Source organism: Niveispirillum fermenti, assembly GCF_052474395.1.
In genome coordinates, this window is the sequence record NZ_CP156679.1 from 282,697 (window position 1) to 308,874 (window position 26,178).

Genomic DNA, 26,178 nt, shown 5'->3' on the forward strand with positions numbered 1-26,178 from the left:
TCTGTGGATGGAGAAGCGATAGCACCTGCTGGACTTTTGAATAATCAGCGATATTTTGAAGCTATAATTTCTGAATATCGAAGAATGATGCCATCCCTTGCCGAACTTCAGGTGTTCGTCGCCATCGTCGAAGCCGGCTCCCTGGCGCGGGCGGCGGCCCAGTTGCGCCTGTCGCCGTCCATGGTCACCACGCATCTGGCCCGACTGGAACAGGGGCTGGGCACGCGGCTGTTGAAGCGCAGCACCCGGCGGCTGGACCTGACAGACACGGGCCGCATCTTCCTGGATCATGCGCGCGGCATCCTGGATGCGGTGGGCCGGGCGCAGGATGCGGTGCGGCGCGGCGATGGCCGGCCATCGGGCCGGGTGTGCATCGATGCGCCGGCCGGGGTGGGCGGCACCCTGGTCGTTCCGCTGCTGCCGGCCTGCCGGGCGCAATATCCCGACATCGTCATCGATCTGGCGCTGGGCGACCGGGGGACCCTTTATCGCGCCGACGGGGCGGATATCCTGGTGCGCGTCGGGGCACCTCCGGCCGATGCGCACCAGGATATCCGCCCCGTCACGCTGGGGATGGCGCGGTACATCATGGTGGCGGCCCCGGCCTATCTGGCCCGGCATGGCACACCCGTCGGGTTGCCCGACCTGCTGGACCATGACGGCATCCTCTATGCCAGCCGGGAAACGCCGGATGGCCGCCGCTGGCGGTTCCAGGGGGAGGGGGAGGCCCTGTGGCTGCGGCCCCGTCCGGCCCTGACCTTCAATGACGGGGCGGCCATGATCGCAGCCTGCGCGGCCGGGGCCGGCATCGCCCAGACGCTGGACATCCTGGCAGCGGCGGCCCTGGCCGATGGTAGTCTGGTCCGCCTGCTGCCCGGCCTTTGCTCTCTGACGGTGCCCGTGGTCATGACCTGTCCCGGGGGGCGGGCCGGGGATGCGGCCGTGCGGGCGGTGGCGGGTTTCCTGGCCGATCATGTCACGTCGGTCTGGCCAGATATCGCATCCTTGTAGAATGCGCGCCGACAGGTCTGTTGCGGCGTCGTGCAGGGTGTTGGCGGGCGGTGCAGCCGCTATGATGGGCTCCGGAACGGTCATGGCCGGGGTCCCGTTGGCGGGCCCGGCGCCACAGAAAACCGCCGCCATCCCGCCGGCATCGCCGGCCGGCCCGACAGGCGGCAAGGGAGGATTTGTGATGAGCCAGCATTATGATCTGCTGATCCGTGGCGGCACCGTCGTGGATGGAACGGGTGGCCCGGCCTTCACCGGCGACGTCGCCATCAAGGGCGACCGCATTGCCGCCGTGGGCGTGGTGGACGGCACCGCCGACCAGGTGATCGACGCTGCCGGCATGGTCGTCACGCCGGGCTTTGTCGATGTCCACACCCATTATGACGGGCAGGTGACGTGGGAAAGCCGGCTGGCCCCGTCGTCCGACCATGGGGTGACGACCGTCATCATGGGCAATTGCGGTGTCGGCTTCGCGCCCGTGCATGCCGGAGACCAGCAGATGGCCATCAAGCTGATGGAGGGGGTGGAGGACATTCCCGAAGTGGTGATGGCCGAGGGCGTGCCCTGGAACTGGGAAACCTTCCCCGACTATCTGGACGCGCTGTCGGTGCGCCGGACCGATATCGATTTCGCGGCCCAACTGCCGCACAGCCCCCTGCGCGTCTATGTCATGGGCAAGCGCGGCGCCGATCTGGAGCCGCCGACCGGCCAGGACCTGGCCGAAATGCGCCGCCTGACGGCCGATGCGGTCAGGGCCGGCGCGCTGGGTGTCTCCACCTCCCGTCAGTTGGCCCACCGGTTCCGCGACGGCCGCCCGGCCCCCTCCACCCAGACGGAGGTAGAGGAACTGAAGGCCCTGGCCGCCGGGTTGAAGGATGCCGGCGCCGGCGTGTTCCAGTTGATCCCCAACACCAACAATTCATCGGACGCGGAATTCGCCATCATCCGCGAACTGGCTGAATATTCCGGCCGGCCCGTGAATTTCAGCCTGCTGACGGGGGACCAGATTGCCGGCGGCTGGCGTGGCTATCTGGATGGCGTCACCAAGGCGGCGGCCGACAGTCTGCCCATCCACGGGCAATATTATCCGCGGCCCATCGGCATGCTGTTCGGGCTGGACCTGTCCTATCATCCGTTCTCGCTGAACCCGTCCTACAAGGAGATCGAGAACCTGCCCCTAGCCGAGAAGCTGGCGGTGATGCGCGACCCGGCCTTCCGCGCCCGCCTGCTGGCGGAGGAGCCGCAGGACCCCAACCCGTTCTTCCTGTGGGTCGTGCAGCAAACCCACCTGCTGTTCCCGCTGGGCGACCCGCCGAACTACAACCCCTCGCCCGATGACAGCATCAAGGCGCGGGCGGAAAGGCTGGGCGTGGGCGAACGGGAATTGATGTATGACGAGTTGCTGCGCCAGAACGGCCGCGCCATTCTTTACTGCCCCATGGGCAATACGGAAAACGGGCGCATGGATGCGGCGGCCGACCTGTTCGGGCTGCCGGGGACGGTCCTGGGGCTGGGCGATGGTGGGGCGCATTATGGCATGATCTGCGATGCGGCCTTCCCGACCTTCGTCCTGACCGAATATGTCCGTGACCAGAAGCGTCTGACCGTGGAAAAAGCCGTCAGCATGCTGGCGCGGGAAACCGCGTCCACGGTGGGGTTGCTGGATCGCGGCGTGCTGAAGCCGGGCTACAAAGCCGACCTGAACGTGATCGACATGGAGCGCTTGGCACTTTATGCCCCCCGCGTGAAGCGCGACCTGCCGGCGGATGGCCGCCGCCTCAGCCAGAAGGCCGACGGGTACGAGGCAACGATCGTATCGGGCCAGGTCACCTACCGTAACGGCCGTGCCACAGGCGCCCTGCCGGGGCGTCTGGTTCGTGGTGCGAAACCGGCGGCAGCGTGAACAGGGAGGAAGGCAGCATGAGCCTGGATGAGAAGTCGGAACGCGGCCTTGCCGTCATCGGCGGCATGATGGGGCCGAAATTCAGCGACGCGCTGCGCGCCGCCGCCACCTCGGGCAAGTTCGGATCGGCCATCTCCCGGATGGCCGTGAACTATGCCTTCGCCGATGCCTGGGGCCGGGATGGGCTGGAGAAGAAGCAGCGCAGTCTCGTGGTGATCGGCATCCTGATCGCCCAGCGCCAGACGGCTGAGTTGAAAAACCATGTCAAGATCGGCGTGGCCAATGGCCTGACCGTGCAGGAACTGGAAGAGGTGCTGATCCAGTCCGTGCCCTATGTCGGCTTTCCCTGCATCGCGTCAGCCACGACGGCCGTGATCGAGGCCTTGCGGGAAATCGGGCTGGACCCGGACGTGAAGACGGCGGAGGAACGGGGCCTGTTATAGCCCCCCGCATCCAGCCCTGACGTGGCCACAAAAGACAAAGGGCCGGCGCGGATGATCCGCACCGGCCCTTCGCCCGTCTGTATGCCGGATACCGGGGTCGAGAGATCTCGACCCCGGTATCCGCGCCGACTGGCACACGTATGGCAGGGGTCAGTCAAACAGCGCCGGGTCGGCCAGCCTTTCCGCCACGTGCCGGACGAAGCGGGCCGCATCGGCGCCATTGATGACCCGGTGGTCATAGGATAGCGACAGGGGCAGCATCTGCCGCCAGACGATCCCGCCATCGGGTCCCGGTGTGGCGACGGGCCGGGCGCGGGTGACGCCCAGGATGGCCACTTCCGGCGCGTTGACGATGGGCGTGAAGCCCGTGCCGCCGATATGACCCAGCGAGGTCAGCGTCATGCAGCCGCCTGACATGTCGGCCATGGGCAGGCCCCTGGTCCGGGCACGTTCGGACAGGGTGGCGAGTTCCGCCGCGATGTCCGTCACGCTTCTGGTATCGCAATCGCGGATGACGGGTACCAGCAGCCCGCCGGGTGTGTCCACGGCCACACCGATATGGACATAATCCTTCAGGACCAGCGTGTCCCGGTTGCCATCCAGCGAGGCGTTGAACTGCGGATAGGCGCGCAGGGCCGACGCCATGGCCTTCACCAGCAGCGGCACGGGGGTCAGCCTTGCCCCGCCCCCGGCATTGTGGGCCGTCCGGCGTGCCTCCATATCCGTCACATCCGCATCGTCCTGATGCGTGACATGGGGTATGGCGACCCAGTTGCGGCCGAGGAAGGCCCCGACCAGCTTCTGGATCTTGGACAGTTTGCGTGTCTGCACGGGGCCGAAGGCGGCGAAATCCGCTTGCGGCCAGGGTGCCAGACCATCGAGAAGGTCGGTCATCTCCGCCTCACTCGATCACGGCCAGCAGCGCGCCCACCTCATAGGTTTCGCCCACCTCCGCCTTGATGCGCAGGGTGCCGGTGGCGGGGCTCTCCACCTCCTGGGTGGATTTCTCGCTTTCCAGCTCGTAGAGCGGCTGGCCCTCGGTCACGGCCGCCCCATCGGCCACCAGCCAGCCGGTCAGCACGCCTTCATTCATGGAAAAGCCGATCTTCGGCATCAGGACGTCGAAAGCCATCAGGTCACCTGTTCAGTTATATTGGTTTCATGCCGTCAGCAGGTCCCGGACCGCCGTGACGATATCGGCGGCCTGCGGGGCGAAGGCGGTTTCAAGCGGTTTGGAGAAGGGGACCGGGCAGAAAGCGCCGCCCAGCCGCTTTACGGGCGCATGCAACTGCCGGAACAGTCTTTCATGCAGCACGGCACTGACCTCCGCGCCCACGCCGAAGGGCGTCACGGCCTCATGCACGATCAGCGCGCGGCCCGTGCGGGCGACCGAGGCCAGGACCGTTTCCTGATCCCAGGGTGCCACGGACCGCAGGTCGATCAGTTCGGCGCTGATCCCGGCCTCGGCCAGCTTGGGCAATGCCGACTTCGCCTCGTTCACCATGCGGGCATAGGCGATGATGGTGACGTCGCTGCCGGTGGCCAGCACATTAGCCTTGCCCAGCGGCACGCGGAAATCCTTCTCCGCCGCCTCGTCCGGGGACCAGTAGGTGGGCAGGTTCTCGATGAACAGCACGGGGTCGGGATCATCGATGGCGCTGCGCATCAGGCCATAGGCGTCCTTCGGGCTGGACGGGGCCACCACCTTGATGCCGGCCGTGTGCGCGAACCAGGCCTCCAGATAGTCGCAATGCTGTCCGCCCGTGCCGAAGCCCGTGCCCGTCATGGTGCGGATGACGATGGGCACGTGCGTCTGCCCGCCCGACATGAAGCGCAGCTTGGCGGCATGGTTGACGATCATGTCCATCGCCACGGTGGTGAAGTTCATCAGCATGATCTCCGCCACCGGCTTGAACCCGACCAGCGAGGCGCCGATGGCGGCCCCGATGATGGCCTGTTCGGAGATGGGAGTTGACCGCACCCGATGTTCACCGAACCGGGTGGAAAGCCCGCGCGTCGCGCCGACAACGCCGCCTTCCTCCGGGTCGGCCACATCCTCGCCCAGGACCAGCACGCTGTCATCGCTTTCCATGGCGTCGGCCAGCGCGCGGTTGATGGCCTGCAGGATGTTTTCCTTGGGCGTCTTCTTGGTCGCGGCGCTCATCACACGGCTCCTTGCGCGAACACGTCGCGGGACAGTTCCTCCACACCCGGCCAGTCGCTGGCCAGGGCGTATTCGATGGCGTCGTCCAGGGCGGTCTCGATCTCCGCCTCCATCGCGGCCAACTCGGCCTCGGTCGCCACACCGGTTTCGATCAGCAATGCCCGGAAGCGCGGCACGGGGTCGGCGTCGATGGCGGCCTGCTTGCGTGCCTTGTCCATGTAGGCGTCTGCATCGCCCAGCACGTGGCCATGGAAGCGGTAGGTCATGGCTTCGATCAGGGTGGGCCCGCCGCCGGCCCGCGCGCGGTTGATAGCTTCCTTCGCGGCGGCATACATGGCGAACGGGTCGTTGCCGTCCACCCGCACGCCCGGCATGGAATAGCCATGCGCCCGGTCGGCGATCTGCCGGGCCGAGGTCGCCTTTTCATAGGATGTGTGTTCGCCCCATTCGTTGTTCTGGCAGACGAAGATGACGGGCAGCTTCCAGACCGACGCCATGTTCAGGCTTTCGTGGAAAGCGCCGATATTCGAGGCGCCATCGCCGAAATAGGCCACCGTCACCCGCCCGTCGCCGCGCAGTTGCGATCCCCAGGCCAGACCGTTGGCGATGGGCATGGAGGAACCGACGATGCCCGTCGTTACCATCACGCCCGATTTCGGGTGGGTGATGTGCATCGGCCCGCCCTTGCCCTTGCAGGTGCCGGTGATGCGGCCGGCCAGTTCCGCCCACAGGTCGCGCAGCGGCACGCCCTTGGCCAGCATGTCATGGGTGCCGCGATAGATGGTGCAGATATAGTCATCATCGGTCAGGTTGACCGAGACGGCGCTGGGGATCACCTCCTGGCCGCGCGGCGAATAATAGGGCATCACCACGCGACCCGCATGGATCACCTTGCGCGACCGCTCGTCATTGGCCTTGATCAAGGCCATCCGGCGGTAGATGTCGCGTTGTGTCGCGGCATCGGGTACTGCCTTGTCCGTCATATCCACCCCGATCCTTGGGCATTGGGTCCGCCTGATTGCCGGCGGCGCGATGGCTTCTGCTGTCGCATGTTTGCTGTCCGGACGCATCCGTCCATGTCGCATCGGTGGCAGGATATCGAGGTTGTGAAGGGTTGGCCTCCGACCGACGCTATTGCTCGACCTTTGGCGGGCGCTGCCGGACAAGCGGTTCCGGGGGGTTGGCCCCCGCCTGTCCCGGCTTTCGTGAGAACAGTGATGATCCGGTCCCTGGGCGATCTTGTCCGCCGCAATGCCCGTTTCTTTCCCGATGACATCGTCACGGTCCATGCCGGGCGGCGGACCAGCAACCGCGCCCTGCTGGAACGGTCGGAGCGGTTGGGGGCGGCGCTGCTGGCCAGCGGGTGCCAGCGGCAGGACCGTGTCTCCATCCTGGCCATGAACAGCGACACCTATCTGGAGGTGATGGCCGGCTGCTGGCTGTCCGGTCTGGTGCTGGCGACCGTGAATTTCCGGCTGGCGGCACCGGAATTCGAGCATATCCTGACCGATACGCGCCCGCAGGTCCTGATCTTCGAAGCGACCTATGGTCCCGCCATCGACAGCATCCGCGCCCGGCTGGACATCGGGCTTTATGTCTGCCTGGACAGCGATGCCTTCGACTGGGCCATCCCCTATCACGCCCTGATGGACCGCGGGGCCGGCAGCCTGCCGGACCAGCAGGTGCAGCCCGGCGAACTGGCGACGTTGATCTATACCAGTGGCACGACGGGCCGGCCAAAGGGTGTCATGCGCTCCCACCTGGCGGAACTGACGCTGGGGGAGCAGATGGCCATGATGTTCGATTTCCGCACCGGCGGCCGGTCGCTGGTGGTGATGCCGCTGTTCCATGCGGGGGCCCAATCCTCCAGCTATGCCCAGCTTTGGCGCAGCGGCACGCTGTTCATCGAACGCGCCTTCGATCCCGCCCGCGCGCTGGAGATCGTGGCAGCGGAGCGCATCACCAACCTGCATTTCGTGCCGCAGATGCTGCAAGCCGTGCTGGACGCTGCGGAGGGGCGCGAGGTCGATACCGGCAGCGTGGAGACCATCGCCTATGCCGCCGCGCCCATGTCGCCGGCCCTGCTGCGCCGTGCCCTGGCCCGCTTCGGCCCCGTCTTCGTGAATGGCTGGGGCATGAGCGAGGGGAATGGCACCTGCCTGCCCAAGCACAAGCATGCCCTGACAGGGCCGGATGCCCGTTTGCTGGCCTCCATCGGCCAGCCCAATGCCAAGGCGGCGATCCGCATCGTGGCCGATGATGGCAGCGACTGCCCGCCGGGTGTGCCGGGGGAGCTCTGGCTGCGCAGCGCATCAGTGATGACGGGTTACTGGAACAACAGCGTGGCCACGATCGAGGCTTTGCGCAACGGCTGGCTGCGCACGGGCGATGTCGGTTACGCCGATCCGGCCGGCAACATCTTTCTGGTGGACCGCAAGAAGGACATGATCATTTCCGGCGGGGAGAATATCTACAGCCAGGAGGTGGAGCGGGCGCTGGCCGAGCATCCCGACGTGGCGTCGGTCGCCGTCATCGGCGTGCCGGACGATCGCTGGGGCGAGACGGTGATGGCCGTCATCGTGCCCCGGGCGGGGACCCGGCCCACCGCGGAGGAGATCATTGCGCACAGCCAGCGCCTGCTGGCCGGTTACAAGAAGCCGCGGCATGTGCGCTTCGTCGACGCCCTGCCGCTGCTGCCCAGCGGCAAGATCGACAAGATCAGCCTGCGCCGCGCATTTGCCGGCGGGACCGGCATCATCCAGGGGGAAAGCGGATCATGAGTGGACGTTCGATCATCGTCACCGGCGGCTTCGGCGTGCTGGGCCGCGCCGTTGCCGCCGCCTTTACGGCGTCGGGCGACCGTGTGGCGCGGGTGGATTTCGCAGCCACGGCGCCGGATGCCGCCGGTGCGGGCGGTCTGGATATCGGTGGCGTGGACCTGACCGACGGTGCCGCCGCCGCCAGGGTGGCGGCAGAGGTGACAGCGGCCTTCGGCGGCATCGATGTGTTGGTCAATGTGGCCGGCGGTTTTGCCTGGCAGACGCTGGCCGATGGTGACGTTGCCGGCTGGCAGCGGCTTTACGCCATGAATGCCGTCACCTGCGCCACCATGAGCAAGGCGGCCCTGCCGGCCCTGAAGGCGGCGGGGAGTGGGCGGATCGTCAATATCGGATCGGCCGCGTCGCTGACGGCCGGGGCCGGCATGGGGGCCTATGCCGCCGCCAAGTCGGCCGTTCACCGGCTGACGGAAAGCCTGTCGGCCGAACTGGCGGGGACGGGGGTGAATGTCAATGCCGTGCTGCCCAGCATCATCGACACCCCGGCCAACCGCGCCGACATTCCGGATGCCGATTTCACCACATGGGTGACGGCGGACGCCATCGCACAGGTGATCGCTTTCCTGGCGTCCCCTCAGGCCCGCTGCATCAGCGGCGCGCTGATCCCCGTGACGCGCGGCGGGTAAAGGGGGGCATCAGCCCCCGATCTCCAGCAAGGCGGCGGCCCCCATGCCGCCGCCGATGCACATGGTCACCACGGCGCGCTTCGCCCCCAGCCGCCGGCCGGCCAGCAGCGCGTGCCCCACCATGCGCGACCCCGACATGCCGAACGGATGGCCGATGGAAATCGCCCCCCCATCGACATTCAGGCGCGACATGGGGATGCCCAGCTGGTCGCGGCAATAGAGGACCTGCACGGCAAAGGCCTCGTTCAATTCCCACAGGTCGATATCATCGACGGTCAGTCGGTGCTTGCGCAGCAGCTTCGGCACGGCCAGCGCGGGGCCGATCCCCATTTCCTCCGGCGCGCAGCCCACCACGTCGAACCCGACCAGCCGGCCCAGGATGGGCAGGCCGCGCTGCGCCGCCTCATCCGCCGCCATCACCACGCAGACCGACGAACCGTCGGAAAGCTGGCTGGCATTGCCGGCCGTGGTCGTGCCGCCTTCAGCGACGGGCTTCAGCCTGGCCAGCGCATCGATGCTGGTGCCGGGGCGGTTGCCCTCGTCGCGGGAAAGCGTCACCTCCTCCTGCCCGGTCACGGCGCCCGCCTTGTCGGTGACGTTGCGGATGGTGGTGACGGGCACGATCTCCGCGTCGAAATGGCCGGCGCGCTGGGCTTCGTCGGTGCGGCGCTGGCTTTCCACGGCATATGCATCCTGTGCCTCCCGGCTGATGCCGTAACGGGTGGCGACCAGGTCAGCCGTGCGGATCATGGGCCAGTAGAGCGCCGGCACATGGGAGGCCAGCCAATCATCCTGCGTCCGGAATTTGTTGCGATGCGGATCGACCAGGGAGACGGTTTCCACCCCGCCGGCAACGTAAATCCCGCCTTCGCCGGCCCGGATGCGCTGGGCGGCAAAGGCGATGCTCTGCAGCCCCGATGAACATTTGCGGTCCAGCGTGACGCCGGCCACGCTTTGCGGCAGCCCGGCGCGCAAGGCGGCCTGACGGGCGATGTTGGACCCGACGGCGCCTTCCGCCCGCGCCGTGCCCAGCAGCACATCCTCCACCTCTGCCGGATCGATGCCGGCGCGGCGCACCGCGGCTTCGATGACATGGCCTGCCATGCTGGCCCCGTGAATATTGTTCAGCGATCCGCGATGGGCCTTGCCGATGCCGGTGCGGGCGGTGGCGACGATGGCGGCTTCGTTCATCTGTCGGCTTCCATGAGAAGGGTTTTCCGACCCCACAGGTACGGGAAGTGCCGGCCGCAGCGCCACGGGGCAGGCGGAAATCATCACGTCTGCGATGTCGTGCCCGGCACCTTGCCCCGCGCGCCCGAATGGCCGAAACCCGCGGGGGAGAATAGTCTTCGGGAGCCTATCCATGACCATCGACGTTGAACGCCGCGACGGCATCGCCATCGTCACCCTGAACCGCCCCGAAACCAAGAACGCCATTACGCATGAGATGCGCCGCCAGCTTTGGGAAGCGTTCGACGAGATCGCCCTGGACCCTGCCGTCCGCGCCGTCGTGCTGACCGGCGCCGGGGGGGATTTCTGTTCCGGCATGGATGTCGGGAATATGGGGGTAGGGGGCATCAACGGGTCGCTGGACCGGATGCACACGCTGCACCGCATCGCCCGGTCGATCTATCACCTGAAAAAGCCGACCATCGCCGCCATTCCGGGTGTGTGCGTCGGGGTGGCCTGGGCCTATGCGCTGTGCTGCGACATCGTTCTGGTGTCGGAGCGGGCGAAGTTCGCGCAGATTTTCCGCAATATCGGCCTGTCGCCCGACGGCGGTTCCGTCTGGCTGCTGCGCCAGCATGTCGGCGCCATGCGGGCCAAGGAAATCGCCTATTCCGGCCGCATGGTCCGCGCCGACGAGGCGGTGCAACTGGGCCTGGCGCTGGAGAAGGTGGACGGGGACAGGCTGATGGAGCGCGCCCTGGAACTGGCGCACAGCCTGGCGTCGGGACCCACGGTGGCGCTGGGCCTGGCCAAGCGGCAGTTCGACCTGGCGGCCAGCAGCAGCTTCGATCAGTTCCTGGACATGGAATATACCATGCAACCCATCGCCAGCCGCACCGACGACCATCACGAGGGACTTGCCGCCTTCAAGGAAAAGCGGCCGCCCGCCTTCAAGGGGGCCTGAACGATGATCCAGCCCGAGGCGGAATGGCGTGCCTTCCTGGCGCAGGGACGGTTCATGATCCAGCGCAGCGCGTCGACGGGGGCCTTCGTCTTCCATCCCCGCATCGCCGCCCCCGGCACTGGCGCGGAAGACCTGGAATGGGTGGAGGCGGCGGGGACGGGAACCGTGCATGCCACCACCGCCATCCAGCGCCGGGACCCGGCCGAGAATTACAATGTTGCGCTGATCGATCTGGATGAAGGCCCGCGGCTGATGAGCCGGGTGATCGACATCGCCCCGGAAGCGGTCGCCATCGGCGCCCGCGTGCGTGCCCGCATCATCCAGGAGGAAGGCCAGCCGCTGCTGGTCTTTGTGCCCGCATGAATTATCGTCACGGATTTCCCCGCGGTGCCGCATCCATCGCGGGGGCGGCGACCTTCGGCATCGGCCGCTGCCCGGGTGTCGCCGCCGTCGACATGGCGGCCAGGGCCTCTCTGCTGGCGCTGGCCGATGCCGGGCTGAGCCTGGCCGATGTCGATGCGCTGTACACCTCCGCCCCCTTCGAGGCGCTGGGGGGGATGGAACTGGCCGAGTATCTGGGCATCACGCCCAAGGTCACCGATTGCAACCGCACGGGCGGTTCGGCGTTCGAGGTCTATGTGCAGCAGGCGGCCCTGGCGCTGGCAGCGGGCCTGATCGACTGTGCCCTGATCGCCTATGGCGCCAACCCGGCCAGCAACCCGCCCAAGACGGTGGGCATGACGCGGTCATCGCCCTGGGAGGCGCCGTACCAGCCCCTGGCCCCCATCTCGTCCTATGCGCTGGCGACCAGCCGCCACATGCACCTTTATGGCACGACGCGCGAGCAATTGGCGGCGGTGGCCGTGGCGGCGCGCGCCTGGGCGCAGCGGAACCCGGAGGCGGCGGTGCGCGACCCGCTGACAATCGATCAGGTATTGTCGGCGCGCATGGTCTCCACCCCCCTGACGGTGCGTGATTGCTGCCTGTTCAATGACGGGGCGGCGGCCATCGTCATGGTGCGGGCCGACCGGGCCCGCGATCTGCGCCGGCCGCCGGTCGCGGTGCTGGGGGCGGCCCATGCCGTCACCCACCGGGAGATTTCCGGCATGCCGGACCTGACCCGCACGGGGGCCGCCATTTCCGGCGCGCAGGCCTTCGCCCAGGCCGGGGTGACGGCGGCCGATATCCGGCTGGCCATGCTGTACGATGCCTTCACCATCACCCCCATCCTGTTCCTGGAGGATCTGGGCTTCTGCGCCAGGGGGGAGGGCGGGCCGTTCGTCGCGGATGGGGCCATCGCACCGGGCGGGCGGCTGGCCGTCAACACCAATGGCGGCGGCCTTTCCTGCGTGCATCCCGGCATGTACGGGCTGTTCCTGCTGGTGGAGGCCGTGCGGCAATTGCGGGGCGAGGCCGGGGACCGGCAGGTGCCGGACCTGGACCTGGCCGTCGCCCATGGCAATGGCGGCGTGCTGTCCAGCCAGGCCACCGTGGTGCTGGGCGGGCAAGCCACCCTATAGCCGGGGTCGGCCTTTCATCGCGCATGTGATGGATGGCGGCGGGAAGGCCAGCAGCGTCGGCAGGCGCCATTATAAATGGCCCGGAAATCTCGGACAGTTGGGAAGGGCCGGTCATGACGGAGAAGGTTCTGAAGGTCGGGATCATCAGCGCCAACTGGAGCCTGAAGGTCCACGGGCCCGCCTGGCGGCGCACGCCGGGGGTGGAGGTGGCGGCCATCTGCACGGCGCGCCCGCACACCGCCGAAGCCGCGGCCAAGGCCTTTTCCATCCCCAAGGCCTATTGGAACTATGAGGAGATGTGTGCCGATCCCGACCTCGATATCATTGATGTCGGCACCCGTCCCTCCTTCCGCTTTCCGATGGTCATGGCGGCGCTTGGCCATGGCAAGCATGTCTATGACGCGCTGCCCTTTGCCACCAGCGTGGCCGATGCCGTGGCCATGCGCGACCTGCAGCGTGCGAAGGGTGTCGTCGGCGTCGTCGATGCGCAATTCCGCTGGAGTCCCGCCGCACAGCAGATGAAGGCCATGGTCGATACCGGCTTCATCGGCCGGCCGCTGGGCTTCAATGTGCAGCTTTTCCTGCCCCTGTTCGAGGAGAACGGGAAGCCCTATTGCTACAGTGCCTATTCCGGGGCGACGGACCCCTATTACTGGCTGGCCGACAAGGCCAGCGGCGGGTCCGGCTGGCGCAATTTCGCCACGCATGCCCTGCTTTACCTGACCCATCTGCTGGGCGGGGTGGAGGAGGTGACGGGCATGCTGACGACGGGCGTGCCGGAATGGTTCCTGCCCAATGGCGATGTACTCCGTCCCGACACCCATGATCTGGGATCGGCCACCCTGCGTCTGGCCAATGGCGCCATCGGCAGCCTGCAGACCGGCTGGTGCGTGCCCGACACGGAGGGCTGGCGGGTGGAGGTGTGGGGCGACCGGGGTCGGCTTCTGCTGACCGACAGCAGCTTTGGCAATGGCCTGTCGGCGCAACTCCATGCCGGTGATGCAAGGCCCGTCCCCTATGGCGAGCGCGCCTGCCGGCCGGTGACGATCGAGGAGCGGTTCCACCGCGTGCCGGGCTGCACGGCGACGGGGCCGCGGCCGCTCATCGCCATGGACTGGATGTTCGCCGACATGGTGCAGGCCATCCGCACGGGCGGGGAGGGCTCACCGAGCTTCACCGAGGCGGCGGCCGTCCAAAAGGTCGTGGAAGCGGTGGAGCGGGCATCGGCGGAACGCTGCTGGCTGCGGCCGCACGACCTGTGACCCCTGTATCGGCGGCAGCACCCATCAGATGGGTGATCACTGGGCCCCCCGTCCATGCCGCCCCCTGTCAGGGCGGTTCCGCTCTGCTAAATTTCGATCAGCAAGGGAATCGACAGAATATTTGTTGCGTATCAGAGCCTTGCAAGCATGCAGGAAGGAAAGCCATGACCAGCCAGGCCGCAGTCAAGCCGGGCGCGGCAGCCCCGCGCTATCAAGGTCCCATCTTCGACGCCGATACCCATTACTGGGAGACGGAGGAGGCGTGGAGCGCCTATCTTTCCGACAGCGCCAAGAAGAATTACGGAATCAGCTTCAAGACCGGCGACGATGGCCAGTACGCCATGTATGTGGGCGCCCGCAAGGTCGAGATCAGTGCCGACCACCTGCATGAGGATGGCCGGGTGCCGGCGCCCGGCAAGCTGCACGAATGGCTGCGCGCCATGAAGGAGGGCAAGGCCGATATCGACCTGCATGTCCAGAAGACGGCCGACATGATGGAGCCGGGGGCGCGCCTGGCCCGCATGGACGAGTGGGATGTGCGCGGCGCCATCATGTTCATCGGCAACATGATCACGGCCATTTCCTATCTGGATCAGCCGGCGGCGGCGCATGAGGTGCTGGGCGCCTATAATCACTGGATGCTGGATCACTGGAAGTTCAATTACAAGGACAGGATCTTCACGGCGCCCATCATCACCCTGGCCGATCTGGACAAGGCGTGCGAGCAGGTGCGCTGGTGCATCGCGAACGGTGCCCGTGTGATCCTGATGCCGATGGGACCCTATGGCGGCAAGGCTCCGGCGCATCCCGACCATGACCGGTTCTGGGCCATCGTGAACGAGGCGAAGCTGCGCGTGGTGTTCCACGTGTCGGAAGCCATCTACATGAAGGACCACATGGCCGTCTGGGGCGAGCCGGTGCAGCAGTCCCGCATCAAGCAGACGGCCTTCGTCTGGATGCACGGCTATTCGGAACGGCCGGTGGTGGAGACGCTGTCCAGCTTCATCTTCTGGAACTTCTTCGAGCGCTTCCCCAATGTGAAGCTGCTGTCGGCGGAAAACGGCGCCGAATGGGTGCCGGCCATGCTGACCAAGATGGACAAGTGCCGCGGCATGGCCAAGAACGGCTATTGGCCCGGTGGCCAGTTGAAGGATCGGCCCAGCCGTATCTTCGCCCGCAATGTCGCGGTCGTGGCCTATCCGGAGGACAATATAAAGGCCATCATCGATCAGGTCGGCAATGCCGACTGGATCCTGATGGGCTCCGACTACCCCCATGCCGAGGGCGTGGAAAAGCCGCGCGACTTCGCCGATGAGGCCTGCAAGGGGATCAGCGACAGCGATACCCGCAAGATCATGTATGAAAACGGCATGCGCTTCATGGGCCTGACGCCCTGACGGTCCGGCCGGTTCCTCCCGGCTCGCCTGGGCGGCACCTGTCCGTTCCCCCAAAGGGAGCGGATGGGTGCCGCCTTTTTTCTTTCTATGGTTCGGCCGGGTCGCCGGGGGGCAGGCCGGAGGCCAGCCGGCCATAATGCCGGATGCTGGCCAGCAACGGTTCAAACCCCGCGCGCAGCCGGTTCAGCGGGGCGGCCACGATCAGGGCGCCGATGACGCAGTCGGATGCATCGAAGACGGGCACGGCGATGGCGGCCGTGTCTTTCAGCATCTCCCCGAAGCTGGCGCAATAGCCCAGCCGCCGGATGGCATCCAGGCTTTCCGTCAGCCTGTCCGGTGTCGTCCGTGTGGAGGGCGTGAGGGCACGGAAATGACCGCGCGTGATATAATCATGCTGCTGGTCGGGGGCGGCATAGGCCAGCAGCACGCGCCCCGCCGCACTGGCATAGAGCGGCGCGCGGATGCCGGCTCGCATGGCGTAATGCACGGGCTGGGCGCTGTTCACCGCATCGGTGAAGATGGCCTGGCCGATATCCCAGTCGGCGATGGCAAAGCCCACGGACTCGCCCGTGGCCTCCGCCAGTTCCTTCACGTAATGGCGCACGATGTCCGGCTGCGACCATGCCATGATGATGTTGCCGGCCAGCCGGTAGGCACAGGGCCCCAGCCGGTAGACATTATCCTCGCAGATCAGGAACCCGTCCGCCGCCAGCGCCCGCAGGCTGGCCAGGAACGTGCTTTTCGGCACGCCCATGGCCTGGCTCAGTTCCGAGAGCGTCATGCCGGACCGGCGGCGGGCCAGGCAGTCGAACAGGCGCAGCACGCGGGTCATGGCCCGCGGGCCGGAACCGGCGACCCCGCGTCCGTTTTCTTCCTGTTCAAGCAATTGTCCGAGGCGTTTCATAAGGTTTCCGCGCGGGCGGGCAGAGCGTTTCGGCATGAGGGCGGCAGGCGGGTCCGGCGGGGGACCGCCTTCGGTGCCCGGAGTAGTTGCCGAATAGTGCCGACAGAGACAGCCCCCCGGCACCTTCCCTGTTCGTAAGGCCGCCGATATCATGAATGTGATGGATGGCGTTCGGATAATCGAACAGGGTTCGGAAAAACTTGTGCATCAGATGGGCGATGGGATACCGTTTTCTCAAGGCCGCATACAGAAGTGGCCATGTTGAGGAAGGAAGACGCCATGAGCAATAAAGACGGCCGAACGATCAAGTCTGCCTATCGTGTTCTGGAAATCCTCGAATATTTCGACAGAAAGAACCGCACGGCGACCGTCATGGACTTGTCGCGTGCTTTATCCTACCCGCAGTCCAGCACCTCTGAGCTGCTGCGGTGCCTGACCAAGCTGGGTTATCTTCATTACGACCGCTTCAAGCGAACCTATAGCCCGACGGCGCGCGTGGCGCTGCTGGGGGCGTGGGTGGACCCGGCGCTGTTCCGGGGCGGGGCCGTGGTGACCGTGCTGGACCGGGTGGCGGAGGCGCTGGGCGAAACCGTGGTCCTGTCCACGGCCACATCCTATGTCGTCCAGCATCTGCATGTGATCGACGGGCTGCACGAGCATGCCGTTGTCGAGCATGCCGGCAACACGGATTGCCTGTTGCACAGCCCGCAGGGGCGGCTGCTTCTGTCCACCTACAAGGATACGCATGTGCGGTCCGCCCTGCACCGCCTGAACGCGGAGGAACAGGACCCCGCCCGTCGCGTGAAGGTGGCCGAGCATATGGAGGAACTGGCCCGGCTGCGTGATTGCGGCTGGATCGCCACGCCCGACCATGGTGATGGCACGGGATCGGTGGCGGTTCTGCTGCCCCCACGCTGCGGTACGGACCGGCTGGTGCTGAGCGTCCTGGCCCCGACCGACATCATCTGTGCCCGCACCGAGGAAATCGTCGAGATCGTGCAGGAGCAGCGCAAGGGGGTGCTGCCCATGCCCCGCCCAAAGCCCGCCGCCCGCGCTGATGCCCAGCAACAACAGGCCAATGGCCGCCAGGTGCCGGTCTGGCCGACGGGCTATACCCGCCGGGTCATCCCGCGCACGGCCAACGCTTCGTGATAACCGGCCTGCGCGCCGTTCTGGACGGGCCGGGGATGCATCCCCGGCCCGTTTCCTTTCAACTGCCCGCACAACCCGGACCGGGGCAGGTGCTGGTCGCGATGCGGCTGGCCCCGGTCAACCCCGCCGACCTGTTGCTGATCGCCGGGCGCTATGCCTTCGCCCCGACCTATCCGGCCGTGCCGGGGGCGGAGGGGGTGGGCGAGGTGCTGGCGGTTGGCGCCGGTGTCACCGACCTGGTGCCCGGCATGCGCGTCCTGCCCCTGACCCGCGGGAACTGGACCAGCCACCGGTTGCTGCCCGCCGCCGATCTGGTGCCGGTGCCGGCCGGTCTGGCCGATGCGCAGGCGGCCCTGCTGCGCATCAACCCCGCCACGGCCTGGCGGCTGTTGCACATGGTGCCGCTGCGGGCCGGTGACCCTGTCCTGCTGAATGCGCCTGGGTCCGGCGTGGCGGGGCTGGTCCGGCATTTCGCGGCCGGCCTGGGGGTGCCGGTCATCGATATCGGCCGGGCCGGAAGCGGTCATACCTTTTGCGACGGGCCCGATCTGGCGGCCCGTCTGGCAGCGCGCTGTGCGGTCCTGGCCCTGGACTGCGTGGCGGGGGAGGCGACGGGCCGGCTGGCGGCCTGTCTGGCGCCGGGGGGAACGCTGCTGGTCTATGGCCACCTGTCGGGCCAGCCGTGCCAGGTGCCATCCACCCTGCTGACGGGGCGCGGCCTGTCCATCCGGGGTTTCAGCCTGCGCCCCGCCGAGGCGGCCGATCCCGATATCAGGGGCTTTTACCGCATGCTGGCAGCCCGCCTGGACGGCATGCCGCTGATCGCCCCTGTGCGCGGGGTCTGGCCGCTGTCGGCATTGGGCGAAGCCGTGACCGCAGCGCGCGGGCCCGGTGCGGGCCGTGTGCTGCTGGACCTTGCCGCCTGACAATATCGGCCATGTGAAGGCTGGGCCCCTTCGGCCCGGCATGCGTTGACCCGCCCTGGCGCTGCGGCACATTCCTGGCGGAACGCAGACCGGGATGATGAGCATGAACCTGGATTTCACCGACGCCGACCGTGCCTTCCGCCAGCAGGTGCGCGATTTCCTGGCCGATGCGCTGCCGGCCGACCTGCGCCGCAAGATGGTGGAGCGCCGGCACCTGGGCAAGGACGACATCGTCCGCTGGCAACGTATCCTGAATGCACGCGGCTGGGCCGCACCGAACTGGCCGGTGGAATGGGGCGGGCAGGCCTGGACACCCACGCAGCGCTATATCTTCCAGGAGGAGATGGCCCTGGCCCATGCGCCCGAGGGCTCGCCCTTCAATGTCAACATGATCGGCCCTGTCATCGCCCGCTTCGGGACAGACGCCCAGAAGCGCCGCTTCCTGCCCCGCATCGCCAATATCGATGATTGGTGGTGCCAGGGCTTCTCCGAACCGGGTGCCGGGTCGGACCTGGCGGCGCTGAAGACGGCGGCCCTGCGCGACGGCGACGATTATGTCCTGAACGGCCAGAAGATCTGGACCACCCAGGCCCAGCATGCCGACTGGATGTTCGCCTTGGTCCGCACCGACAGCGGCGGCCGCAAGCAGCAGGGCATCACGTTCCTGCTGCTGGACATGCGCACGCCGGGCATCACCATCCGCCCCATCCCGTCCATTGACGGCATCGCCGACCTCAACGAGGTGTTCTTCGATGATGTCCGCGTGCCCGTCGCCAACCGCATCGGTGAGGAGGGGCATGGCTGGGATTATGCCAAGCACCTGCTGGGGCATGAGCGCAGCGGCATCGCCCGCATCGGCCTGTCGAAGGAACGGCTGTCGCAGCTTCGTCATCTGGAGGCGGACCTGCATGCCCGCGGCATCCTGTCGGATGCGGAGCGGCAACGGCTGCGCCGGCGTCTGGCAGAGGTGGAGGTCGACCTGCGTGCGCTGGAACTGACGCAACTGCGAGTGGTCGCCGCCGACAGCCATGGCGGTGGGGCGGGCAGCGCCGCCTCCATCCTGAAGGTCCGCGGAACGGAGCTGCAGCAGCGCATGACAGAACTGGCCCTTGAACTGGCCGGCCCGGCGGGATTGCCGGTGCCTGACCACGGCCACCATGGCGACCAGGGACCGTATGGCTGGCTGGAAGCGGCGGCCCCCTTTTACTTCACCATGCGCAAGGTCTCGATCTTCGGCGGTTCCAACGAGATCCAGAAGAACATCATCGCCAAGACCGTTCTTGGCCTTTGAGGAAGAAAGCCATGGATTTCGATCTGAATGACGAGCAGCGGCTGCTGTCGGAAAGCGTCGGCCGCCTCATGGCCGACCGCTATGATTTCCACGCCCGCGAAAAGGCCATGAAGCAGCCGGAGGGGTTCAGCCGCGACCATTGGGCCGCCATGGCGGAAATGGGTCTGCTGGGCCTGCCCTTCGCCGAGGCGGATGGCGGTTTCGGCTGCGGGCCTGTCGAAATCATGCTGGTGATGGAGGCGTTGGGCAAGGGGCTGGCGCTGGAGCCGTACCTTGCCACCATTGTGCTGGCGGGCGGCGTACTGCGCCGGGCGGGTGACGCCGGCCAGCGGGCCGCGCGGGTGCCTTCCATCATTGCGGGTGAGCATGTCATGGCCCTGGCGCATCAGGAATGGCCCGGCCCGCGCCACACCAGCCACCGGCTGGCCACGCGGGCCGTGCCGGTGGACGGCGGCTGGCGGCTGGACGGGGCGAAGGTCGCGGTGATCGCCGGCCACGCGGCGGATGAACTGGTGGTCAGCGCCACCACGCCGGACGGGGTGGGGCTGTTCCTGGTCAATGCCGGCACGGACGGTGTCAGCCGGACGCCCCGCACCGGCTATGACGGCGTGCGGCTGGCCGACATCGGTTTGACGGGTGTGCGCGTGCCCGCAGCCGCCCTGCTGGGCACGGCGGACGGGGGTGCCACCATCCTGGACGCGGTGTTCGAGGAGGCCAACGCGGCCCTGGCGGCGGAAGCGGTCGGCATCATGGCTGATATCCTGGAGACCACGGCGGAATATCTGCGCACCCGCACGCAGTTCGGCGTGGCCATCGGCAGCTTCCAGGCGCTGCAGCACCGCGCCGTGGACATGCTGATGCAGGTGGAACTGTCGCGCTCCATGGCCATGGTGGCGGCGTTGTCGCTCGACCGGCCGGCGGATGAACGCCGGCTGCATATCGCGGCCGTGAAGGCCAAGATCGGGCAGGCGGGGCGGTTCGTGGGCCAGCAGGCCGTGCAGATGCACGGCGCCATCGGCCTGACCACGGAATACAAGGTGGGCCATGGCTTCAAACGCCTGACGGCCATCGACGCCCTGTTCGGTGACAGCGATCATCATATGGACATTCTGGCCGCGGCCGGTGGCTTGCCCGCCATCGCCTGATATCGGGGGCGAGAAATCTTGACCCCGATATCCGCGCCGGCTGGCGCGGATGATACGGTTCCGAAATGAAAAGACCGTCCGGCATCACACCGGGCGGTCTTTTCATTTCGGAACCGGATTGAGGGTTATTCCGCCAGCGCCTGCAACAGCCGCAGGACCATGGCGTCCTGTTGCCGGGCAATGTCGGCGACGGGCCTGTGGCCGTTCGCCTCCGCTACCTGCGCCGTCAGTTTCGCCTGCAGGTCCGGGTCAGCCAGGTCCGGGTCGGCCATGGTCCGCCAGCGGTTCATGATGCCGGGTGCAAAATGGCGCAGGAACCCTTCCATGCCGGCATCGCCGCCGCCGGTATGGAAGGTCGTGAACTGGCCCTGCACGGCCCATTTCAGCGCAGGGCCGAACCGGATGGCCCGGTCCACGTCGGCCACGGTCGCATAGCCGCCGGCCACCAGCGACACGGCCTCCCGGAACATGGCGCTGGTCAGCCGGTTGGCGATATGCCCGACGATTTCCCGGTCCAGCCGCACGGGCTCCTTGCCCATGGCGACATAGAATGATGTCGCGGTGTCAATGGCGGCAGGATCGGTCTGCTCCCCTCCGCCCAGTTCCACCAGCGGCATCAGGTGGACGGGGTTGAACGGGTGGCCCAGCACGCAGCGCTGTGGATGCCGGCAATCCCGCTGCAGCAGGCTGACGGGCAGGCCCGACGTGCTGCTGGCGATGATCACATCGGCCGGCAGGACGTCGCCCAACTGCGCATAGAGGGCGGCCTTCACCTCCGGCCGTTCCGGCGCATTCTCCTGCACGAAATCGGCACCTTCCAGCGCCATGGTGAGGCTGGTGTGGAAGGTCAGCCGGTCCGGACTGGCGCCCGCGGCCAGCCCCAGGCTTTCCAGCGCCGGCCAGGCTGCCGCCACCTGGGCGCGCAGCCGCGCCTCCGTGCCGGGAGAGGGGTCCTGGACCGAGACGTCATAGCCCCGGCCCAGGAAGGCTGCGACCCACCCCCCGCCGATCAGGCCGGCACCGACCACGCCGACCCGCCGGATACTTTCCAGCCCCCGGTAGCGGCCCGCCTCAGAAGCCCTGGAATTCGGGCTTGCGCTTTTCGGCGAAGGCATTGACGGCCTCCTTATAGTCCTGGGTCAGCATGGTCAGGGATTCATAGGCGATGGACAGTTCCAGGATCTGGTTCAACTGCGCCTTCAACTGCTTGTTGACGGCCGCCTTGGACCAGCGGACGGCCCAGATGGGATTGGAGGCGATCTCCGTCGCGATCTTGTGCGCCTCGGCCAGCACATCCTCCTTGGGGAAGGAATAGTTCACCAGCCCCATGCCCTCGGCCTCCTTGCCGCGCAGCAGCTTGCCGCGCATCAGGAATTCCTTGGCACGCTGCGGCCCGACCAGCAGTGGCCAGACCACGGCCCCGCCATCACCGGCCACCAGACCCACCTTCACATGCGTATCGCCCAGGCGGGCATCGTCGGCCACGACGCTCATGTCGCAGAACAGGGCGATGGTCATCCCCAGGCCAATGGCATCGCCATTGACGGCGGCGATCACGGGCTGGGGCGTCAGCAGCATGTGCTCGAAGATGCGCAACGTGTTCTGCGGCACGCGCAGGGCGTATTTCAGGCCATATTCCGTGCCGGCGCGGGCCGCCATCTTCTTGATGTCGCCCCCGGCGGAAAAGGCGCGGCCCGCCCCTGTGAAGACGATGGCCTTGATGCTTTCATCCTGGGCCAGGTCGACCCAGATATATTCAAGTTCCTTGTGGTTTTCCGGCCCGACGGCGTTCAGCTTGTCCGGATCGTTCATGGTGACGGTGGCGACGCCGTTGGCGTCGATCTCAACCTTCAGGAACTGGTACTTGCTGTAATCGACCATGCTTGTCTCCATTATCCGCGCTTATGGGTTTCCGGCGCGGCTTTTCTGCCATTCTGCGAAGGTTGAGCCCTGGTCGGCCAGCGTGCGCAGCAAGGCGGCCGGTTCCAGGGAAGGATCGTCGGTATCGGCGCGGAAGGCGTCAAGCCGCGCCACGATGGTGGCAAGCCCGACCTCGTCGGCATGGAACAGCGGCCCGCCGCGCCAGCGGGGCCAGCCATAGCCGTTGACATAGACGACATCGACATCCGACGGGCGCAGGGCGATCCCTTCCTCGACCACCCGCGCCGCCTCGTTGATCAGGGGATACAACAGGCGCTCGGTGATCTCCTCGCGCCCGATCTCCCGCCGTGTGATGCCCAGGCGGGCGGATGTGTCGAGAATGAGCGTCTCCACATCCGGGTTGGGCAGGGGGGTGCGGCTGCCGGGTTCGTAGCGGTAGTAACCCTGGCCCGTCTTCTGCCCGAACCATCCGCGCTCGCAGATACCATCGGCGATGGGGAAGGGCGTGCCGCGCCGCTTGCGGATGGACCAGCCGACATCCAGTCCCGACATGTCGTTGATCTCCAGCGGCCCCATGGGAAAGCCGAAGGCCTTCAGCGCGCCATCGATATCCGGCGGCAACGCCCCCTGCTGGAGCAGCCGCTCGGCAGCGGCGGAACGCTTGGCGATGATGCGGTTGCCGATGAAGCCGTCGCAATTGCCGGACAGGACCGGCACCTTGCCGATACGCTTGCCCACGGCCATGGCGGTGGCGATGGCGTGGTGCCCGGTCTTCGCGGCCCGCACCACTTCCAGCAGTTTCATGACATTGGCCGGCGCAAAGAAATGCAGGCCCAGGAAATCCTCCGGCCGCGTCAGGACCGACGCGATCTCGTCCACATCCAGGGCGGATGTGTTGGATGACAGGACCGTGCCGGGCCGGGTGATGGCGTCCAGTTCGCGGAAGATGGTCTTCTTCAGGTCCATATCCTCGAACACGGCTTCCACCACCAGATCGGCGTCGGCCGCCGCCTTGCGGTCCGTGGCGCCGGACAGCAGCGCCATCCGGGCATCCATGCGCGCCTGGGCCAGCGATCCGCGCTTGACGGAACCGGCATAATTGGCGCGGATACGGTCCATGCCGCGGTCCAGCGCGTCCTGTGTCGCATCGATCAGCAGGACGGGAATGCCGGCCGCCACGAAACTCATGGCGATGCCGCCGCCCATGGTGCCGGCACCGATCACGGCCACCTTATCCACCGGGCGCGGGGTGATGCCGGCCGGCATGCCGGGGATTCTGGCGGCTTCCCGCTCCGCGAAGAACTGGTGGCGCAGGGCGCGCGACTGGCTGCCGGCGATCAGGTCGGCGATGGCGGCGGCATCCGCTGCCAGTGCCTGGTCGATGGGCAGGGTGAAGGACCGGCGGACCGATGCGATGTTGGCGGCGGGTGCCACCTGGCCCCTGGTTCTCCGGGCCCAGTTTTCGGCCGCCGCGTCGAATGCCGACGGGTCGGCGCGGGTGGCGGCCAGTTTTTCTTCCCGATCGCGCACGGGCACGGCGGGAATTGCCTCATCGATGACGCGGCGGGCGAAATCGAGGCCGGCCTGAACCACATCACCCTCGGCCACATGGTCGATGATGCCCAGGGCCAGTGCCTCCCCGGCGGAGACGGGCTTGCCCGACAGGCAGAATTCCAGCGCCTTTTCCGGGCCGATCAGGCGGGGCAGGCGCTGGGTGCCGCCGGCCGCGGCCAGCAGGCCCAGATTGATCTCCGGCAGCCCGACCTTGGCCGATGGCACGGCCACGCGGAAGGCACAGCCCAGCGCCACTTCCAGCCCGCCGCCCAATGCCGTGCCGTGGATGGCGGCGATGACGGGCCGGGCGGAGGTTTCCAGGGCGGCGATAACGGCCTGGAGCACCGGTTCGCGCTTGGGCTTGCCGAATTCCGTGATATCGGCGCCGGCAAAGAAGGTGCGGCCGGCGCAGGCCAGCACGATGACCCGGACCCGGGCGTCCGCATTCAGCGCGGCCAGCGCCTGCACCAGCCCGTCCCGGACGGCAAAGCCCAGGGCATTGACGGGGGCGTTGTCGGAGATGATCACGCCGATATCGCCGTCGACGCGGGTGGTGATGACTTGGTTCATGTCTGTCATGGCGTGTCCGGCCACTCTCAAAGGCTTGGGATCGGGACGGGCGCATACCATCGCCCACAGCTTCACCAGCCGTCCGGGGCGCCTGACTGTCAAGAAAGGCGGGGGCCCCGGCGGGAACCCATCGCGGATGTGAAGGCTTGGCGTCGGCCGCCGACAGCGCTCGCCGTCCGGGTTCACCTTGCCTTATGCAGAATCCCGACCTGTCACCGCAGCTTTGGCGGTGAACCCTTTGCATGGGACGACGAGAATGCATTTCAACCTGACCGAGGAACAGACGCTTTTCCGGGATTCGGTCGCGGCCTTCGCCCGGCGCCACCTGGCCGACGGGGCCCTGGCCCGTGCCCATGCCGACGATTACCCCTGGGACGTCGCCCGCGCGATGGCCGAACAGGGCCTGCTCGGCATCACGATCGAGGAGGAGAAGGGCGGCGTCGGAGGGTCCCTGATGGATGCCGTGCTGGCCATCGAACAGGTGGCGGCCGTGTGCCCCCGGTCGGCGGATGTCATCCAGGCCGGCAATTTCGGCGCCATCCGCACCTTTGCCGGCTTCGCCTCTCCCCAGCAGCAGGTGGAATATCTTCAGCCGCTGCTGAAGGGCGACGGGCTGATCGCCGTCGCCATGACGGAGCCCAATGCCGGTTCCGCCGTTACGGAACTGACCACGACGGCGGTGCCTGATGGCGACGGGTTCCGCATCACGGGGCAGAAGATATTCACCACCCACGGCCTGCACGCCACCGTCTTCCTGGTCTATGTCCGCTATGGACCGGGCACGGGCAATATCGGATCGGTGCTGATCGAGCGCGGGCAGGAGGGCTTCACCTTCGGCAAGCCCGTCCGCTTTCTGTCGGGAGAGGAATGGAACCCGCTGTTCTTCGACAATGTCTATGTGCCGAAGGAAAAGGTCCTGCTGGGGCCGGGTGGGTTCAAGAAGCAGATCGCCGGCTTCAATGTGGAGCGCATCGGCAATACGGCCCGCAGCCTGGCCCTGGGCCGCTACGCCTACAACGCGGCCATCGAACATGCCCGGACCCGCAAGCAGTTCGGCCGGCACTTGTGCGAATTCCAGGGCCTGCAATGGAAATTCGCGGAAATGAAGGTGAAGCTGGATGCGGCGCAACTGCTGCTCTACCGTGCTGCGACCAACGCCGATGCGGGTTTCCCGTCGGCGGAGGAGACGGCGATTGCCAAGGTGGCCTGCAACCGCGCAGGATTTGATTGCGCCAACGAGGCGATGCAGATCATGGGCGGATCAGGATTCGGCGAAGACGCGCTGATCGAATATTGCCTGCGTCGCACGCGCGGCTGGATGATCGCGGGCGGCACCATTGAAATCCTGCTGAACCGCATCGCGGAGAATGTCTTCGACCGGCGGTTCGCGCAGGGTGGGTAATGGTGCCGGCTTTTCCGGACATGACATGAAATCAGCGGTGTCGCAGAAAAAATCCATGT

At 67.0% G+C, this 26,178-nt stretch carries 24 protein-coding genes; 15 read left to right on the plus strand and 9 right to left on the minus strand.

What is annotated here, in order from left to right; translation table 11 throughout:
- The first annotated feature begins 84 nt into the window (after window positions 1-84).
- The 3 genes from ABC728_RS05645 (at window position 85) to ABC728_RS05655 (ending at window position 3,354) form a co-directional block, all read left to right on the plus strand.
- Window positions 85-1,011: a LysR family transcriptional regulator gene (locus ABC728_RS05645; protein WP_416619237.1), complete on the plus strand. Its 927-nt coding sequence runs from the start codon at window positions 85-87 to the stop codon at window positions 1,009-1,011.
- A gap of 181 nt (window positions 1,012-1,192) precedes the next feature.
- Window positions 1,193-2,911 carry an N-acyl-D-amino-acid deacylase family protein gene (locus tag ABC728_RS05650; RefSeq protein WP_416619236.1) on the plus strand — a complete coding sequence of 573 codons (1,719 nt, stop codon included), beginning with the start codon at window positions 1,193-1,195 and terminating at the stop codon, window positions 2,909-2,911.
- A 17-nt stretch (window positions 2,912-2,928) separates the two neighbouring features.
- Complete coding sequence (locus ABC728_RS05655; protein WP_416619235.1) at window positions 2,929-3,354, plus strand: carboxymuconolactone decarboxylase family protein; 426 nt, start codon at window positions 2,929-2,931, stop codon at window positions 3,352-3,354.
- 150 nt (window positions 3,355-3,504) lie between these two features.
- Here ABC728_RS05655 and ABC728_RS05660 read toward each other — a convergent pair whose 3' ends face one another.
- From ABC728_RS05660 to ABC728_RS05675, 4 genes are read right to left on the minus strand one after another with little or no spacing between them, the layout of a single operon-like run.
- Window positions 3,505-4,248 (minus strand): 2-oxo acid dehydrogenase subunit E2, encoded by a 744-nt coding sequence (locus ABC728_RS05660; RefSeq protein ID WP_416619234.1) that lies wholly within the window; start codon window positions 4,246-4,248, stop codon window positions 3,505-3,507.
- A 7-nt stretch (window positions 4,249-4,255) separates the two neighbouring features.
- Entirely contained in the window at window positions 4,256-4,486 is a 231-nt protein-coding gene (locus tag ABC728_RS05665) for a biotin/lipoyl-containing protein (RefSeq protein ID WP_416619233.1), read from the minus strand.
- Between the two features lie 27 nt (window positions 4,487-4,513).
- A complete protein-coding gene (locus tag ABC728_RS05670) occupies window positions 4,514-5,518 on the minus strand; it encodes an alpha-ketoacid dehydrogenase subunit beta (protein WP_416619232.1) in 1,005 nt (334 codons plus the stop codon).
- Window positions 5,518-6,501 carry a thiamine pyrophosphate-dependent dehydrogenase E1 component subunit alpha gene (locus tag ABC728_RS05675; protein WP_416619231.1) on the minus strand — a complete coding sequence of 328 codons (984 nt, stop codon included), beginning with the start codon at window positions 6,499-6,501 and terminating at the stop codon, window positions 5,518-5,520. The genes ABC728_RS05670 and ABC728_RS05675 overlap by 1 nt, the downstream gene beginning before the upstream one ends.
- Window positions 6,502-6,735: 234 nt before the next feature.
- Here ABC728_RS05675 and ABC728_RS05680 point away from each other — a divergent pair, with 234 nt between their 5' ends.
- Window positions 6,736-8,298 carry a class I adenylate-forming enzyme family protein gene (locus ABC728_RS05680; protein WP_416619230.1) on the plus strand — a complete coding sequence of 521 codons (1,563 nt, stop codon included), beginning with the start codon at window positions 6,736-6,738 and terminating at the stop codon, window positions 8,296-8,298.
- Complete coding sequence (locus tag ABC728_RS05685; RefSeq protein ID WP_416619229.1) at window positions 8,295-8,981, plus strand: SDR family NAD(P)-dependent oxidoreductase; 687 nt, start codon at window positions 8,295-8,297, stop codon at window positions 8,979-8,981. Before ABC728_RS05680 ends, ABC728_RS05685 begins: the two co-directional genes overlap by 4 nt.
- Window positions 8,982-8,990: 9 nt before the next feature.
- Here the strand turns inward: ABC728_RS05685 and ABC728_RS05690 are convergent, their stop codons facing one another.
- Window positions 8,991-10,172 carry an acetyl-CoA C-acyltransferase gene (locus ABC728_RS05690; protein WP_416619228.1) on the minus strand — a complete coding sequence of 394 codons (1,182 nt, stop codon included), beginning with the start codon at window positions 10,170-10,172 and terminating at the stop codon, window positions 8,991-8,993.
- Window positions 10,173-10,344: 172 nt separating this feature from the next.
- Here ABC728_RS05690 and ABC728_RS05695 point away from each other — a divergent pair, with 172 nt between their 5' ends.
- The 5 genes from ABC728_RS05695 (at window position 10,345) to ABC728_RS05715 (ending at window position 15,294) form a co-directional block, all read left to right on the plus strand.
- Window positions 10,345-11,115: an enoyl-CoA hydratase/isomerase family protein gene (locus ABC728_RS05695; protein ID WP_416619227.1), complete on the plus strand. Its 771-nt coding sequence runs from the start codon at window positions 10,345-10,347 to the stop codon at window positions 11,113-11,115.
- Between the two features lie 3 nt (window positions 11,116-11,118).
- Entirely contained in the window at window positions 11,119-11,478 is a 360-nt protein-coding gene (locus ABC728_RS05700; RefSeq protein ID WP_416619226.1) for a Zn-ribbon domain-containing OB-fold protein, read from the plus strand.
- Complete coding sequence (locus tag ABC728_RS05705; RefSeq protein ID WP_416619225.1) at window positions 11,475-12,635, plus strand: acetyl-CoA acetyltransferase; 1,161 nt, start codon at window positions 11,475-11,477, stop codon at window positions 12,633-12,635. Before ABC728_RS05700 ends, ABC728_RS05705 begins: the two co-directional genes overlap by 4 nt.
- A 113-nt stretch (window positions 12,636-12,748) precedes the next feature.
- On the plus strand, window positions 12,749-13,897 hold the full coding sequence (locus tag ABC728_RS05710; RefSeq protein WP_416619224.1) for a Gfo/Idh/MocA family protein: 1,149 nt from the start codon (window positions 12,749-12,751) through the stop codon (window positions 13,895-13,897).
- Between the two features lie 164 nt (window positions 13,898-14,061).
- Entirely contained in the window at window positions 14,062-15,294 is a 1,233-nt protein-coding gene (locus tag ABC728_RS05715; protein WP_416619223.1) for an amidohydrolase family protein, read from the plus strand.
- A gap of 85 nt (window positions 15,295-15,379) precedes the next feature.
- On the opposite strand, the gene ABC728_RS05720 is transcribed toward ABC728_RS05715, so the two are convergent.
- Window positions 15,380-16,198: an IclR family transcriptional regulator gene (locus tag ABC728_RS05720; RefSeq protein WP_416619222.1), complete on the minus strand. Its 819-nt coding sequence runs from the start codon at window positions 16,196-16,198 to the stop codon at window positions 15,380-15,382.
- A 279-nt stretch (window positions 16,199-16,477) separates the two neighbouring features.
- Between ABC728_RS05720 and ABC728_RS05725 the strand changes: the two genes are divergently transcribed.
- From ABC728_RS05725 to ABC728_RS05740, 4 genes are all read left to right on the plus strand, one after another.
- Window positions 16,478-17,350, plus strand: coding sequence for an IclR family transcriptional regulator (locus tag ABC728_RS05725; protein ID WP_416619221.1), 873 nt, complete (start codon window positions 16,478-16,480; stop codon window positions 17,348-17,350).
- A gap of 89 nt (window positions 17,351-17,439) precedes the next feature.
- Window positions 17,440-18,276, plus strand: a complete 837-nt coding sequence (locus ABC728_RS05730) for an alcohol dehydrogenase catalytic domain-containing protein (RefSeq protein WP_416619220.1) — start codon at window positions 17,440-17,442, stop codon at window positions 18,274-18,276.
- Window positions 18,277-18,379: 103 nt separating this feature from the next.
- Window positions 18,380-19,567, plus strand: a complete 1,188-nt coding sequence (locus ABC728_RS05735) for an acyl-CoA dehydrogenase family protein (RefSeq protein ID WP_416619219.1) — start codon at window positions 18,380-18,382, stop codon at window positions 19,565-19,567.
- 11 nt (window positions 19,568-19,578) lie between these two features.
- Window positions 19,579-20,712, plus strand: coding sequence for an acyl-CoA dehydrogenase family protein (locus ABC728_RS05740; protein WP_416619218.1), 1,134 nt, complete (start codon window positions 19,579-19,581; stop codon window positions 20,710-20,712).
- Window positions 20,713-20,837: 125 nt separating this feature from the next.
- Here the strand turns inward: ABC728_RS05740 and ABC728_RS05745 are convergent, their stop codons facing one another.
- Genes ABC728_RS05745 through ABC728_RS05755 form a run of 3 tightly spaced genes read right to left on the minus strand, consistent with a single transcriptional unit; the run spans window position 20,838 to window position 24,717 of the window.
- The gene (locus ABC728_RS05745) at window positions 20,838-21,827 is read right to left on the minus strand and encodes a 3-hydroxyacyl-CoA dehydrogenase NAD-binding domain-containing protein (protein WP_416619217.1); all 990 of its coding nucleotides are present in this window, start codon (window positions 21,825-21,827) and stop codon (window positions 20,838-20,840) included.
- The gene (locus ABC728_RS05750; protein ID WP_416619216.1) at window positions 21,784-22,593 is read right to left on the minus strand and encodes an enoyl-CoA hydratase/isomerase family protein; all 810 of its coding nucleotides are present in this window, start codon (window positions 22,591-22,593) and stop codon (window positions 21,784-21,786) included. The genes ABC728_RS05745 and ABC728_RS05750 overlap by 44 nt, the downstream gene beginning before the upstream one ends.
- Before the next feature lie 21 nt (window positions 22,594-22,614).
- On the minus strand, window positions 22,615-24,717 hold the full coding sequence (locus tag ABC728_RS05755; RefSeq protein WP_445376414.1) for a 3-hydroxyacyl-CoA dehydrogenase NAD-binding domain-containing protein: 2,103 nt from the start codon (window positions 24,715-24,717) through the stop codon (window positions 22,615-22,617).
- A 256-nt stretch (window positions 24,718-24,973) separates the two neighbouring features.
- Here ABC728_RS05755 and ABC728_RS05760 point away from each other — a divergent pair, with 256 nt between their 5' ends.
- Window positions 24,974-26,119 carry an acyl-CoA dehydrogenase family protein gene (locus ABC728_RS05760; protein ID WP_416619214.1) on the plus strand — a complete coding sequence of 382 codons (1,146 nt, stop codon included), beginning with the start codon at window positions 24,974-24,976 and terminating at the stop codon, window positions 26,117-26,119.
- Window positions 26,120-26,178 lie beyond the last annotated feature (59 nt).

What these genes read in the sequence shown, in the direction of transcription:
- ABC728_RS05695 (WP_416619227.1), top strand. Translation starts at nt 10,345, where the DNA reads ATGACCATCGACGTTGAACGCCGCGACGGCATCGCCATCGTCACCCTG.
- ABC728_RS05670 (WP_416619232.1), bottom strand. Translation starts at nt 5,518, where the DNA reads ATGAGCGCCGCGACCAAGAAGACGCCCAAGGAAAACATCCTGCAGGCC.
- ABC728_RS05720 (WP_416619222.1), bottom strand. Translation starts at nt 16,198, where the DNA reads ATGAAACGCCTCGGACAATTGCTTGAACAGGAAGAAAACGGACGCGGG.
- ABC728_RS05665 (WP_416619233.1), bottom strand. Translation starts at nt 4,486, where the DNA reads ATGGCTTTCGACGTCCTGATGCCGAAGATCGGCTTTTCCATGAATGAA.
- ABC728_RS05660 (WP_416619234.1), bottom strand. Translation starts at nt 4,248, where the DNA reads ATGACCGACCTTCTCGATGGTCTGGCACCCTGGCCGCAAGCGGATTTC.
- ABC728_RS05725 (WP_416619221.1), top strand. Translation starts at nt 16,478, where the DNA reads ATGAGCAATAAAGACGGCCGAACGATCAAGTCTGCCTATCGTGTTCTG.
- ABC728_RS05655 (WP_416619235.1), top strand. Translation starts at nt 2,929, where the DNA reads ATGAGCCTGGATGAGAAGTCGGAACGCGGCCTTGCCGTCATCGGCGGC.
- ABC728_RS05715 (WP_416619223.1), top strand. Translation starts at nt 14,062, where the DNA reads ATGACCAGCCAGGCCGCAGTCAAGCCGGGCGCGGCAGCCCCGCGCTAT.
- ABC728_RS05740 (WP_416619218.1), top strand. Translation starts at nt 19,579, where the DNA reads ATGGATTTCGATCTGAATGACGAGCAGCGGCTGCTGTCGGAAAGCGTC.
- ABC728_RS05705 (WP_416619225.1), top strand. Translation starts at nt 11,475, where the DNA reads ATGAATTATCGTCACGGATTTCCCCGCGGTGCCGCATCCATCGCGGGG.
- ABC728_RS05645 (WP_416619237.1), top strand. Translation starts at nt 85, where the DNA reads ATGATGCCATCCCTTGCCGAACTTCAGGTGTTCGTCGCCATCGTCGAA.
- ABC728_RS05750 (WP_416619216.1), bottom strand. Translation starts at nt 22,593, where the DNA reads ATGGTCGATTACAGCAAGTACCAGTTCCTGAAGGTTGAGATCGACGCC.
- ABC728_RS05685 (WP_416619229.1), top strand. Translation starts at nt 8,295, where the DNA reads ATGAGTGGACGTTCGATCATCGTCACCGGCGGCTTCGGCGTGCTGGGC.
- ABC728_RS05760 (WP_416619214.1), top strand. Translation starts at nt 24,974, where the DNA reads ATGCATTTCAACCTGACCGAGGAACAGACGCTTTTCCGGGATTCGGTC.
- ABC728_RS05650 (WP_416619236.1), top strand. Translation starts at nt 1,193, where the DNA reads ATGAGCCAGCATTATGATCTGCTGATCCGTGGCGGCACCGTCGTGGAT.
- ABC728_RS05680 (WP_416619230.1), top strand. Translation starts at nt 6,736, where the DNA reads ATGATCCGGTCCCTGGGCGATCTTGTCCGCCGCAATGCCCGTTTCTTT.
- ABC728_RS05710 (WP_416619224.1), top strand. Translation starts at nt 12,749, where the DNA reads ATGACGGAGAAGGTTCTGAAGGTCGGGATCATCAGCGCCAACTGGAGC.
- ABC728_RS05675 (WP_416619231.1), bottom strand. Translation starts at nt 6,501, where the DNA reads ATGACGGACAAGGCAGTACCCGATGCCGCGACACAACGCGACATCTAC.
- ABC728_RS05700 (WP_416619226.1), top strand. Translation starts at nt 11,119, where the DNA reads ATGATCCAGCCCGAGGCGGAATGGCGTGCCTTCCTGGCGCAGGGACGG.
- ABC728_RS05690 (WP_416619228.1), bottom strand. Translation starts at nt 10,172, where the DNA reads ATGAACGAAGCCGCCATCGTCGCCACCGCCCGCACCGGCATCGGCAAG.
- ABC728_RS05745 (WP_416619217.1), bottom strand. Translation starts at nt 21,827, where the DNA reads ATGCCTTCGCCGAAAAGCGCAAGCCCGAATTCCAGGGCTTCTGAGGCG.
- ABC728_RS05755 (WP_445376414.1), bottom strand. Translation starts at nt 24,717, where the DNA reads ATGAACCAAGTCATCACCACCCGCGTCGACGGCGATATCGGCGTGATC.
- ABC728_RS05735 (WP_416619219.1), top strand. Translation starts at nt 18,380, where the DNA reads ATGAACCTGGATTTCACCGACGCCGACCGTGCCTTCCGCCAGCAGGTG.